15 protein-coding genes are annotated in these 12,000 nt (G+C 69.2%); 12 read left to right on the top strand and 3 right to left on the bottom strand.

Translation table 11 applies throughout. The features are described 5' to 3' along the window. The first annotated feature begins 89 nt into the window (after positions 1-89). From VM306_RS25220 to VM306_RS25240, 5 genes are all read left to right on the top strand, one after another. Positions 90-389 (top strand): hypothetical protein, encoded by a 300-nt coding sequence (locus VM306_RS25220; RefSeq protein ID WP_325519318.1) that lies wholly within the window; start codon positions 90-92, stop codon positions 387-389. A gap of 10 nt (positions 390-399) precedes the next feature. After that, entirely contained in the window at positions 400-1,560 is a 1,161-nt protein-coding gene (locus VM306_RS25225; RefSeq protein WP_325519471.1) for a transglycosylase SLT domain-containing protein, read from the top strand. A 740-nt stretch (positions 1,561-2,300) separates the two neighbouring features. Continuing rightward, entirely contained in the window at positions 2,301-3,431 is a 1,131-nt protein-coding gene (locus tag VM306_RS25230) for a pyridoxal phosphate-dependent aminotransferase (RefSeq protein WP_325519320.1), read from the top strand. A gap of 71 nt (positions 3,432-3,502) precedes the next feature. After that, entirely contained in the window at positions 3,503-3,652 is a 150-nt protein-coding gene (locus VM306_RS25235) for a hypothetical protein (protein WP_325519322.1), read from the top strand. Positions 3,653-3,690: 38 nt separating this feature from the next. After that, a complete protein-coding gene (locus VM306_RS25240; protein ID WP_325519324.1) occupies positions 3,691-4,416 on the top strand; it encodes a potassium channel family protein in 726 nt (241 codons plus the stop codon). Here the strand turns inward: VM306_RS25240 and VM306_RS25245 are convergent. Then, positions 4,360-4,956, bottom strand: a complete 597-nt coding sequence (locus VM306_RS25245; protein WP_325519326.1) for an HAD-IA family hydrolase — start codon at positions 4,954-4,956, stop codon at positions 4,360-4,362. The genes VM306_RS25240 and VM306_RS25245 overlap by 57 nt on opposite strands. A gap of 1 nt (position 4,957) precedes the next feature. Continuing rightward, entirely contained in the window at positions 4,958-5,899 is a 942-nt protein-coding gene (locus VM306_RS25250) for a threonine aldolase family protein (RefSeq protein ID WP_414672450.1), read from the bottom strand. Positions 5,900-6,082: 183 nt separating this feature from the next. Here VM306_RS25250 and VM306_RS25255 point away from each other — a divergent pair, with 183 nt between their 5' ends. The 7 genes from VM306_RS25255 to VM306_RS25285 are packed head-to-tail and all read left to right on the top strand — an operon-like array spanning position 6,083 to position 11,507. Beyond that, on the top strand, positions 6,083-6,601 hold the full coding sequence (locus tag VM306_RS25255) for a SigE family RNA polymerase sigma factor (RefSeq protein WP_325519328.1): 519 nt from the start codon (positions 6,083-6,085) through the stop codon (positions 6,599-6,601). 20 nt (positions 6,602-6,621) lie between these two features. Next, positions 6,622-7,305 (top strand): hypothetical protein, encoded by a 684-nt coding sequence (locus tag VM306_RS25260; protein WP_325519330.1) that lies wholly within the window; start codon positions 6,622-6,624, stop codon positions 7,303-7,305. A gap of 27 nt (positions 7,306-7,332) precedes the next feature. Next, positions 7,333-7,920, top strand: a complete 588-nt coding sequence (locus VM306_RS25265; protein WP_325519332.1) for a TetR/AcrR family transcriptional regulator — start codon at positions 7,333-7,335, stop codon at positions 7,918-7,920. 57 nt (positions 7,921-7,977) lie between these two features. Then, positions 7,978-8,511, top strand: coding sequence for a SigE family RNA polymerase sigma factor (locus VM306_RS25270; RefSeq protein WP_319976610.1), 534 nt, complete (start codon positions 7,978-7,980; stop codon positions 8,509-8,511). Next, the gene (locus VM306_RS25275) at positions 8,508-9,275 is read left to right on the top strand and encodes a hypothetical protein (RefSeq protein ID WP_325519336.1); all 768 of its coding nucleotides are present in this window, start codon (positions 8,508-8,510) and stop codon (positions 9,273-9,275) included. Before VM306_RS25270 ends, VM306_RS25275 begins: the two co-directional genes overlap by 4 nt. A gap of 25 nt (positions 9,276-9,300) precedes the next feature. Next, positions 9,301-10,719, top strand: a complete 1,419-nt coding sequence (purB, locus tag VM306_RS25280; RefSeq protein WP_325519338.1) for an adenylosuccinate lyase — start codon at positions 9,301-9,303, stop codon at positions 10,717-10,719. A 2-nt stretch (positions 10,720-10,721) separates the two neighbouring features. Beyond that, entirely contained in the window at positions 10,722-11,507 is a 786-nt protein-coding gene (locus VM306_RS25285; protein WP_325519340.1) for an MOSC domain-containing protein, read from the top strand. Here the strand turns inward: VM306_RS25285 and VM306_RS25290 are convergent. Further along, on the bottom strand, positions 11,504-11,941 hold the full coding sequence (locus VM306_RS25290; protein ID WP_325519342.1) for a hypothetical protein: 438 nt from the start codon (positions 11,939-11,941) through the stop codon (positions 11,504-11,506). The two genes, VM306_RS25285 and VM306_RS25290, sit on opposite strands and share 4 nt — an antisense overlap. Positions 11,942-12,000 lie beyond the last annotated feature (59 nt).

Raw genomic sequence — 12,000 nt, forward strand, 5'->3', positions numbered from 1 at the left:
GCCCGTCTCGAAAGAGCGAATCGACGCCCTGCCCGGCACCGTTCGTTCTATGGTCTTGAGAGACTTCAAGGGGGTAGGTGCGCGTGGCTGTGGCGAAGTTCAACATCGAAGCCATGGAACAGTGCCGCACGACCGTGAGCAGCCAAGCCGGACAATTCGGCGCGATCGGTGACGGCTTTTCCAACCAGTACGGCAATCCGGACATCTTCGGGAAACTCGGATCTTCCGGGGCACTGTCCAGCGCGGTGACGGCAATGGACCAGGCGGGCTCGCAGGAGTTCGAGGCGGCCGAGAAGGTGCTGCGCAAGGTCGAAGGCACGATCGACGTGATCCAGACCAATGTGGACGACGTCGAGGAAGCCAACAAGAACTCGTTCAGGGCGGTGTGACGTGAGCGCGATGGACGAGGTCTCCGCACTGCCCGGCGGCGCGGAACTGGCCGCGCTCGCCGACAAGGTCGAGACCGCACAACCCCAGGCCGTGCGCGACATCGCGAACCGCTGGAAGCAGGCAGCGGGCAAGTGCGGTGACCAGACGAACGTCCTGCAGAAGTCCGTCACGCAGCTCGACGGAGCCTGGGAGGGCAAGTCCGCGGACGGCTTCGTCGCCTACATGGGCACCGTGACGAAGTGCGGCACCTCGATGGCCGACGCGCTCAACGGCGCCGCGACCGACCTGGAGGCGGCCGCGAACGCGTTGGAGACGGCCAAGTCCTCGATGAGCCGCATCTGCGAGAACCTCCTGAGCCGCGCCCGCCAGACGCGCCAGCAGCTCCACAACCAGCCGCAGGAGGACGTCGACAGCGTCATCCGCAGCTACGTGGCCGAAGCCGTCGCCGACGCGAACCCCGTTGTCTCGCAAGCAGAATCGGCCCTGAACGCCGCCGCAGGCACTTTGAAGGGCCGCCCAGCCGCGCTGGCGCCGAAGTTCTCGACCCTCGAAGACCCGAACACGCAGTCCTTCACCCCGGCGCCCGGCAAGCCGATCGAGTGGGCCCCGACCCCGCCGCCCGACGACTCGACCAAGCAGTCCACCGCCGCGGACACCCAGCCCAAGCCTTCCGTCACCCCGGCTGAACACGGTGGCGGCGGCGGTGGTGGTGGCGGCAGCGCTTCTGGAGGCGGAGGCGGTGGGGGTGGTGGCGGCGGAGGCATGGGTGGCCTCGGTGCCAGCGGCGGCCCGCCGTCGGGAAGCCCGCCGCCCGGCAACGTCGAGGAGTGGATCCGCGAGGCCATCAAGATCCTCCAAGCCAACGGCATCCCGGTCACCGACGAGAACATCGACGAGATCTGGAAGATCATCGAGAAGGAGTCGAGCGGCAACCCGCACGCCATCAACCTCTGGGACTCGAACGCCCAGCAGGGCACGCCCTCCAAGGGCCTGATGCAATGCATCGACTCGACGTTCAACGCCCACAAGCTGCCAGGCCACGACGACATCTGGAACCCGGTCGACAACATCATCGCCGGTGTCCGCTACACGTTCTCGCGCTACGGCGGCTTCGAAGGCCACCCAGGCCTCAAGGCGATGTCCCAGGGCGGCGGCTACCAAGGGTATTGATATCGCACGATCGGGTGAGCTTTGTCCGGAACCCGGCCTTTCTCCGTCTGGTATCTCGTGACGGAAATGGGCCGGGTTTCGCTTATCCACACCCACACGGGTACTGAATGTCCCATAACACTGTTGCAGTTTCTCCCGCATAGGTGGAAGCGCGGGGGGCGGACGGAGATGACGGGCGAAACGGACCGGAGAGGGTGGGGGGTCGTGGATGGCGAACGAGCCGCCGCGCCAACCGGCCGACCCGCGCTTCGCCGGGGCACGACCGGGCGCACGCGCGTGGGGTTTATTGCGGGAGAAATGGCCTCCGCCCGCGGTGCCGGGAGGTTGGCTTGGGAAGAGGTGTGCGATGCCGGGAGGTTGGCTTGGGAAGAGGTGTGCGGTGCCAGGCGTTGCGCCGGGCTGCAGCGGGGTGGTCGGCGCCGGCCGGACGGGTCGAGGGTGAGTTCGGGGTGAGATGGGCGGCCTGACCCGAGCCGCCTGCGCGGGTTCTGCGTCGAGGGGAAGCGCGGATGTGTTCCGGGTTGTCCCGCGGGTAGGCGTGAGCGGGCTGACGGGGGCCGGTGATCAGACCCGGCGAAGCCGCCTTGGCAAGCGGGGCCTGGCCAGGGCTGGATGTGGGCAGACCGGCAAGTGCAGGCCCGGCAAGCATGGGGACTGGCGATGCCAGGTGTGAGCAGACCGGCAAGGCGCGGCCCGGAAAGCGCGGCCTCGGCGACACGGCGGCGAGTTAGCCTGGCGGCATGCTGACCGTGGCTGCCCGTGCCGACGTCCCGCCCTTCCACGTCATGGACGTGCTGTCCGCCGCCGCGCGCAGGCAGCGGACTCACGGCGACGTGATCTCCCTGGCCGCCGGCCAGCCGTCCAGCCCCGCGCCGCGGCCCGTGCGGGAGGCGGCGGTCCGGGCCCTGGGCGAGCAGGCGTTGGGGTACACCGAGCAACTGGGGATTCCTGAGTTGCGCGGGGCCATCGCCGGTCACTACGAGCGGCAGTACGGGCTGAAGGTCGACGCGGACGACGTGGTGGTGACCACCGGGTCGTCTGGGGCGTTCACGTTGGCGTTCCTGGCGGCGTTCGACGCCGGGGATCGGGTGGCGTTGGCGCGGCCTGGATATCCGGCCTACCGGAACATCCTGAAGGCGTTGGGGTGTGAGGTCGTCGAGTTGCCCTGCGGGCCCGATACGAGGTTCCAGCCCACGGTCGAGATGCTCGATCCCGGGCTCAAGGGTGTGATCGTGGCCAGTCCGGCCAACCCCACCGGGACCGTGGCCCACGTCGAGCCCATCGCGCGGTGGTGTGAGGACAACGGGGTTCAGCTGATCAGCGATGAGATCTACCACGGGATCAGCTACGGCGAGCCTCTCACTTGTGCGTGGGAGACCTCGCGGGAGGCGATCGTCGTCAACTCGTTCTCCAAGGCGTTCGCCATGACCGGGTGGCGGCTGGGGTGGATGCTTCTGCCCGAGAGGCTTCGGAGGGCTGTGGACTGCCTGACGGGCAACTTCACGTTGTGTCCGCCGGCGCTTGCGCAGTACGCCGCGGTGGAGGCGTTCCACGAGGACTCGTACGCGGAGACGGCCGAGCACCTCAAGCGGTACAAGGTGAACCGGGATCTCCTGACGGCCGGGCTGGTGGACCTCGGCATCGACAAGCTCGCGCCGGCGGACGGGGCGTTCTACGTGTACGCGGACGTCCGGCACCTCACGGACGACTCCATGGCGTTCTGCCGCAAGCTGCTCGACGACACCGGTGTGGCGATCGTGCCCGGCATCGACTTCGACCCCGTGGACGGGCACCACTTCGTGCGCATGTCGTTCGCGGGGTCCACTCAGGACGTCGAGGAAGCCCTCCGCCGCCTCAAAGCGTGGCTCTGAGCAACAAGCAACAAGCAACTAGCAACAAAACGCGGACTCGGGACGTTCACGAGGTGGAGAGGGAGGGACCCATGTGGGCGATCATCGGGTGGCTGGTGGCGATCTGGATCGTGCTGGCCGTTGTCGGGGCCGTGGTGAAAGGGCTTTTCTGGCTCGCTGTGATTGGGGTACTACTCCTCGCAGGCACCGCGGCTTACGGGGCGATCAAATCCAGGCGATGACCCTGGATTAATGCGACGACAACGCTCACCATGAGGCGGTGTCGACAGCCGGCGAAGCCCGCCTCGCGCGGTGGGAGCGGAAGGTCGAGTGGCCGTTGACGGTCCTCGCCGTGCTGTTCCTCGCCGCCTACGCGTGGCAGGTGCTGGACGACCACGCGGCGGCGCATCTCCCGTTGGAGATCGTGTTGTGGCTGGTCTGGGCCGTGTTCGCGGCGGACTACGTCATCAGGTTCGCGTTCGCGGTCGACAAGTTCCGGTTTCTCAGGACGCACTTGTTCGAGCTCGCCGCTGTCGTCCTGCCGATGGTGCGGCAGCTGAGGGTGTTGCGGTTGATCACCGTCATCACGTTGCTCAACAAGAAGTTCCAGCACAAGATCAGGCAACGCGTCAGCATTTACGTCGCGGGCGTGACGTTGATCTTCGGATTTTGTGCGAGCCTCGCCGTTCTCGATGCGGAAAGGCACGCGGAGAACGCCAGCATCACCACGTTCGGCGATGCGTTGTGGTGGACGATGACGACCATGTCGACGGTCGGGTACGGCGATCGTTATCCCGTCACGGGCGAGGGGCGGCTCGTCGCGGCGTTGCTCATGGTCGGGGGCATCGCGCTGCTCGGTGTCATCACCGGCACGATCGCCAGCTGGCTCGTGGAGAAGCTGCGCGGTGTCGAGGAAGCGGAGCTCGAGACCGCGCAGGAGCTCCGGAACCTACGGGCCGAGATCGCTGAACTCCGTGCGGAGCTCGGTGCGCGCCGCACGGGCTGACGTCCACAGGCGGGCGTCCCAGCCCGCCGTCAGCGCCGCGTCCACGTTGGACTGGCGGTCGTCGAAGAAGATCACGTCCGACGAGCCGATCACGGACTCCACGTGCTCCCAGATCGCCGCGTCGGGCTTCGCGTAGCCGAGGTCGCCGGAGAACACCAGGTGGCGCAAGTGCCGCGCCCACGGCATCTTCTCGGCCAGCCGCGCGAACGTCGACGGCGCGTTGGACAGCAGTGCGAGCGGCACCCCGGCGGCGTCCAGGTCCTCGATCAGCGCGACCGTCTCCAGCACCGGGTCGTCGAGCCAGCCCGCGTTGTCCATCGCGGTGAGCTCGCGGACCAGGGCGTCGTCCAAGCTCACGCCCAGCGAGGCGCCGATCCGGCCCCAGTACTCGGCGTCGGAACAGCCGCGGTCGTAGGCGTCGCGGTCCCAGTAGGCGGTCTCGAAGACCTCCAGCGTCACCCCGAGCTTCGCCGCCATCGCGGGGCGGGCGGGGTTCCGCTGGCTGATCACCTCGCCGAAGTCGAACACGATCCAGCGCATCTCAGACGTCCTCTCGTAGGCGGCGCAGCACCTCGGCGACGTCGGACGAGCCCACGTCGCCGTGCGTCACGAACCGCACCTTGCCGGACATCGGACTGGCGGCGATCCCGACCTCGCGCAAGGACAACAGCGTCTTCTCCAGGTCCGGCACGCGTGCCAGCACGATGTTCGTGGCGGGCTCGTCCACCTCCCAGCCCAGCGCCCGCAACCCGGAAGCCAATTCATAGGCATTCGAATGATCGTCGGCCAGCCGGTCGATCCGGTCGAGCGCCACTAGACCCGCGGCGGCGAGCACCCCGCCCTGCCGCACCCCTCCGCCGAGCATCTTCCGCACGCGGCGGGCCTCGGCGACGAACGACGCCGACCCGGCGACCACGGACCCGACCGGCGCCCCGAGCCCCTTCGACAGGCACACCTGCACGGTGTCCGCACCCAGGGCCAGTTCGGCGGGCGACACCCCCAGAGCCACCGACGCGTTCCACAGCCGGGCGCCGTCGAGGTGCACCGCCAGTCCGGCCGACCGGGCGGCGGCCACCAGCGCGGCGTGCTCGTCGGCCGTGGTCACGGTGCCGCCGGACGAGTTGTGCGTGTTCTCCAGGCACAACAACGTCGTCCGCAGCCCGTAGTAAGGCGACTCACCACCGCCGGCGGCGACCACGGCCGACGGGGACATGACGGGAAGCGCGTGCGGCATGCCACCGGCCAGCCACGCGGCGGTCCCCAGTTCGGCATCCAGCACGTGCGCACCCAACGGTGCGAGGAACCGGTCACCGCGGTCCAGGTGCAGGAACAGGGCGATCAGGTTGCCCATCGACCCCGAGGGCACCCACAGCGCGGCCTCGACGCCGAGCACCCCGGCGACGCGCTCCTCGAGGGCGGCCATCGTGGGGTCGTGGTCCAGCACGTCGTCGCCCACTTCGGCCGCCGCCATGGCGCGGCGCATCTCCTCGTCGGGGCGGGTCACGGTGTCGGAACGCAGGTCGATCGGGGTCACGACGGCGATCACATCACATCCGGTGAACGACCGAGGGGGTGATGTAGCTCTCCCCGCAGGTTCGTGCAACCGTTGTCGCCTCAGGTTCCGTCCAGTCAGTGCAACTCGAGGAACGAGCGGAGAGCAGTCCGCGTGGATCAGCGCGACGAGCAGGAGTTCGCGGAGTACTTCGTGGCTCGCCGTGAGGCCGTGCGCCGAACGGCATACCTGCTGTGCGGCGACTGGCACCGCGCTGACGACTTCGCGCAGACGGCCTTCGTGGCGGTGCACAGGAGGTGGCGGAAGATCCGGGACAAGCAGGCTCTCGACGCCTACGTCCGCCGCACCGTGGTGCGCGCGGTGATCGACGAGTCGCGCCGCCCCTGGCGGCGGGAGAAGTTCACCGACGAGCTGCCCGAGTCGCCGACGGCGGACAACGAGATCGGCGACACCGTGGCGACGCGCGAGGCGTTGATGAAGGGCCTGCGCAGGGTTCCGCCCCGGCAACGGGCGGTGCTCGTGCTGAGGTTCCTCGAGGGCCTCGACGTGACGGCCACGGCCGAGACGCTGAAGTGCTCGGAAGGAACTGTGAAAAGTCAGACCGCCCGAGGGCTGGCCGCGTTGCGGGAAGCTCTGGGTGACGCCATCGACGACCTGCGACCGGCATCGTGACCAGCGAGAGGAGGACGTAGATGGACGAGCAGAAGCTCGCGGACCTGTTCCGCGACGCCGCGCACGACGCGCCACCGGCGTCCTTCGACGAGGGCGACGTCCGCACGGCCTCGCGCCGCGCCACGCTGCGCAGGCGCAACTCGATCGCCGCCGGCACCACTCTGGTCGTCGTTCTGGGTTTCGGCGGCGTCCTCGCTGCGAACTCCTGGTACGGCCAGGACGAGACGGCGTCGACCAGCGCGTCGCCTGGGCAGCAGAAGGACAACGCGGCAGAATCCCCGATGACGTTGCTGGAAGCGCAGCCTTCCACGAAGAACAAGGACTTCCCTGGCGACGCCCCGTCCACGCAGGGGGACGCGTCGACGCCGGGAAGCACCGGTTTCTCGACCGGTGCACGCGCAGTGCAGGGCTGCGCGGCGGTGGACCGGGAGCTCGCAGACGCCCTCGCCGGCGAGCTTTCGGTCTCACCGGACTTCGCGGAACCGCCGCCGGTGACGTGCTCGCCCGCCTCGCGCTCCGCCGCGTTCACGATCGACGGCCTCACGATCACCGCGATCGTCACGCCGGACGAGTTCCTGCCGCCCGCGGGCGCCGAGAAGGTGAAGACCGTCCAGGGGCAGGACCTCTACGTGTTCACGCAGGGCGACGGCGAGCTGAAAGGCCAGGCCAAGCGGTTCGCCGACGCACTGGCCCCCCGGTTCTGACCCGGCGCGCAGTACCCTGGCTCGACTATGACGGCAGCAACCCCGAAGGGTGAGCGCAGGCGGCAGGCGCTCGTCGAGGCCGCGTCCGCACTGCTCGTGGAGGGCGGGTTCGACGCGGTCAGGCACCGCGCGGTCGCCGAACGCGCAGGTCTGCCGCTCGCGTCGACCACCTACTACTTCGACTCGCTGGACGAGCTCGTCACCGCCGCGGTCGAGCTCCACGGCCGCGGCGAGCTGGAGAGCTGCCGGCACCGCCTGGCCGCGACGCCGTCGGAACAGCTCTCCGACGACGACGTGCTGATCGAGTTCATCCTCGACCTGCTGGTCGGCGAGGCCGTCACGGACACCGAGACGATGCTGCTGCGCTACGAACGCCTCGTCGCGACCGGCCGCCGTCCCTACCTGCGGCCGTTGATGCGCGTGATGTCGAAGGAGCTGCACGAGCTGATCGCCGAGATCTTCGCGCGCTCGGGCCGTGACATCACGCGCGACCGCGTCGAGGAGCTGATCGCGCTCGTGGACGGGTCGGTCGTCAACTCGTTCATCGAGCTCAAGTCGGATCCGCGCGGAGTGGCGGCCAGGATGCTCCGTTCGGCCCTTTCGCGTCACGGGTGATGCAACCCCGCGCCCACCCGGCGCGTTCCCCTGGGTGAGGACGCGAGAGGGGATCGCATGCGCAAGGCCGATGAGCAGGGCTTTCGCGAGTTCGCGGCAGCCAATGCCGCGTCTTTGCGACGCACTGCCTATCTGTTCTGTGGCGACTGGCACACGGCTGAAGACCTGATGCAGTCGAGCCTCATGAAGATGTACGTGGCGTGGAAGCGCATCAAGGACCTCGACAACCTCATCGCGTACGCCCGCAAGGTGCTGCTGCGCACGTGGCTGGACGAGAAGCGCAGGCCGTGGCGCAGAGCGGAGCAGCGCGACGGGGAGCTGCCCGACGCCGCCGACGCCACCGTGGACCCGGACACCACCAGCGCGAAGCTGTGGGCACGTGAGCTCGTGCACACCGCGTTGCTGCAGGTGCCTCCGAGGCAACGAGCGGTGCTCGTGCTGCGTTATTTCGAGGACCTGCCGGTCGCCGAGGTGGCGGTGGCCATGGGGTGCACCGAGGGAACGGTCAAAAGCCAGACGGCGCGCGGTCTCGCGACACTGCGCACCATCGTGGAGAAGCTCGACAACAGTTCGGGGAGGGTCGCGTCGTGAGTGAGCAGGAGATCCGCGAGGGAATGCTGCTGGCCGTCTGGGACGAGCCGCCGCTCGACTTCGACCCGGACAAGTTGATCAGGCGGGTCGAGCAGAAAAAAAGTCGCCGCCGAGCGCTGGTCGCTGTGGGAGTGGCTACGGCGGTGATCGCCGTGGCGTCGCTCTCGCTGCCGGGGCTGCTGCCGCGCGACCGGGACGAGCAGTTCGCCTCCGAGGGCCAGGTCACCACGACCGCTCCGCCGAGCGAGCCGGCCGAGAGGCGGGTCCGGCGCATCGGTGACGCGATCGCGGCCAGGCTCGACCAGGTGACGGGCGACGTCAAGGACATCTACGGCGACCTCCGCGTCGGCCAGTACCCGTACGCGGGCTACCCGTCGACGCCCGTGACCACCAGCGTCCCGAAGAAGCCGGGCGGCGTGGAGATGTCGGGTTTCATCCTGTTCACCGACCTCATCGGACCGACGGCGCTGCGCGTGGAGGCGGGCAACTCCGGGTTCTCGAAGAGCAGCTTCTGCGCCGGCGCGACCACGTGCCGCGAGGTGCCGCAGGACGACGGGACGGTCGTCCACGAGGCCGTGTTCAACGATGGCGGTCCGGACGTCTCACGGGCGCAGGTCGCCCGCGTGTTCCGCAGCGGGTACGTCGTGCGGATCTCCAGCCACAACTACAACCCGGCGTCGGGCGCCGGTCTGCGGCAGACGGTGCCGCTGCCCGTGGGTGTGCTCACATCGCTCGTCATGGATCCCTTCGTCCCCTGGCAGTGAGATCGGCGTGCACTAGCCTGGCGGCGTGAGCAAGCCGCGCATCGCCAACGTCCTCGCAGGTCGCTACGCCTCCACGTCACTCGCGACGCTCTGGTCGGCCGAGCACAAGATCGTGCTGGAGCGCCAGCTCTGGCTCGCGGTGCTGCGCGCTCAGGCCGCCGCCGGCATCGACGTGCCGGAGACCGCGGTCGCCGACTACGAACGCGTGCTGGAGCAGGTCGACCTGGAGTCGATCGCCGCCCGTGAGCGCGTGACGCGGCACGACGTGAAGGCGCGCATCGAGGAGTTCAACGCTCTCGCTGGCCACGAGCAGGTCCACAAGGGGATGACCTCGCGCGACCTGACCGAGAACGTCGAGCAGCTGCAGGTGCTGCGGTCGCTGGAGCTGGTCCGGTCCAAGGTCGCGGCCGTGCTGGGCCGTCTCGCGCGTCTCGCAGCCGAGCACTCCGACCTCGTGATGGCCGGACGTTCGCACAACGTGGCCGCGCAGGCGACGACGCTGGGCAAGCGGTTCGCGACCGGCGCCGACGAGCTGCTGGTGGCGTTCTCCCGGCTCGACGAGCTGATCTCCCGGTACCCGTCGCGCGGCATCAAGGGCCCGGTCGGCACCGCCCAGGACATGCTCGACCTGCTCGGCACGCCCGAGAAGCTCGACGAGCTGGAGCGCACGGTCGCAGGCCACCTCGGCTTCGAGCGCGTGCTCACCTCCGTCGGCCAGGTGTACCCGCGCTCGCTCGACTTCGACGTCGTCTCGACGCTCGTGCAGCTCGCCGCCGCGCCGTCGTCGGTGGCGAAGACCATCCGGCTGATGGCGGGCCACGAGCTCGTGACCGAGGGCTTCAAGCCCGGCCAGGTCGGCTCCAGCGCCATGCCGCACAAGATGAACACCCGTTCGTGCGAGCGCGTGAACGGCTTCGCGGTGATCCTGCGCGGCTACCTGTCCATGGTCGGCGAGCTCGCGGGCGACCAGTGGAACGAGGGCGACGTGTCGTGCTCGGTGGTCCGCCGGGTCGCGCTGCCCGACGCGTTCTTCGCGTTCGACGGCCTGCTGGAGACGTTCCTGACGGTGCTGGACGAGTTCGGCGCGTACCCGGCCGTGGTCGCGCGGGAGCTGGACCGCTACCTGCCGTTCCTCGGCACGACGAAGGTGCTGATGGCGGCCGTGCGCGCCGGTGTCGGCCGTGAGACCGCGCACGAGGCCATCAAGGAGAACGCGGTGGCCGTGGCGCTCGCGATGCGCGAGCAGGGCCTCGCGGAGAACGACCTGCTGGACCGGCTCGCCGCGGACTCCAGGCTGCCGCTCGACCGCGCCGCGCTCGACGCGCTGCTGGCCGACCGCCTGTCGTTCACCGGCGTGGCGTCGGCACAGGTCGCGTCCGTGGTGGAGCAGGTCGCCGCGGTCGTCGACAAGTACCCGGCCTACGAGCCGGAGCCGATCCTGTGATCGTGTCCGGTCTGCACGTCTACCCGGTCAAGGGGTGCGCCGGGTTCTCCGTCACGTCCACGGCCGTCGACCTCACGGGTCTGCGGGACGACCGGATGCTGATGCTGGTCGACGACGAGGGCGTGTTCCTGTCGCAGCGCAAGATGCCGGCGATGGCCGCGCTGCGACCGTCCCTCGTGGACTCGTCGCTGGTGATCGGCGGCGAGTCGTTCCCGGTTCTCACCGACGGGCCGCGGGTTCCGGTCGTCGTGCACAAGTGGCAGGGAACCGGAATCGACCAGGGTGACGTGGCCGCGGCGTACTTCTCCGACGCGCTGGGGAAGCCGGTGCGGCTCGTGCGGACCCCGCCCGACCTGCGCCGCGAGTCCGGCGGCCTGACCGAAGGCGTGATCGGGTACGCGGACGCGCACCCGTTGCTGGTGATCTCGCTGTCCTCGTTGGACGGACTGAACGAGCGGATCCTCGAACGCGGCGGGAAGCCGGTGCCGATGAACCGGTTCCGCCCCAACGTCGTCGTGTCCGGCTGGCCGGAACCGCACACCGAGGACCAGGTGCGGCGCGCGGTGATCGGCGACGTGGAACTGGGCTACGCCAAGGACTGCGTGCGGTGCGCCGTGCCGATGGTGGACCAGGAGACGGGACAGCGGGACGGCCCGGAGCCGACCAGGACGCTGGCGACCTACCGGCGCGACCCGGACGGCGGCGTGACCTTCGGGATGAAGGCGGCGGTCGTCAGCGGCGGCACGATCGCGGTCGGCGACAAGATCGACGTGCTGGAGTGGGCCTAGGCCTTCTGCCAGCGCAGGCGGTCGCCGCGCTGCGGGTCCTTGCGGCAGACCAGCGGCTCGTTGAGCAGGCCGGCCCCGCGCGCGCCCTCGGGATCGCACAGCGCGCCCTCGTTGACGAGCAGCCCTCGTTGCGGCGACTCCGTCGTCGTCGGGGGCTGCTGCACGGGCGGGGCGCTCTGGACGGGCGGCGGCTTCGGCTGAGTGGTCCGCGTGGTGGTCGTCGTCGTGGTCGAGGTCGTCGTCTTGACCGTGATCTCGGCGAGGTCCGGGGTGGGCACGATGCTGACCGGCTGGGTGCTGCTCGTGTTCTGCGAGCCCGACGGAGGCGTGGAGGAGACGGGACTGGAGTCGATGCTCCACCCCGCGATGCCCAGCACGACGAGCAATCCCGCACTGATGAGCATCGGGATCCACAGCGACTTTCGGGTGAACACGGGTGCACCTTAAGCGTCTTCGCGCGCGATCTGTAGTAGTGCGGGGTGTGCATCGGTGG

Source organism: Lentzea sp. (genome assembly GCF_035525475.1).
GTDB lineage: Bacteria > Actinomycetota > Actinomycetes > Mycobacteriales > Pseudonocardiaceae > Lentzea.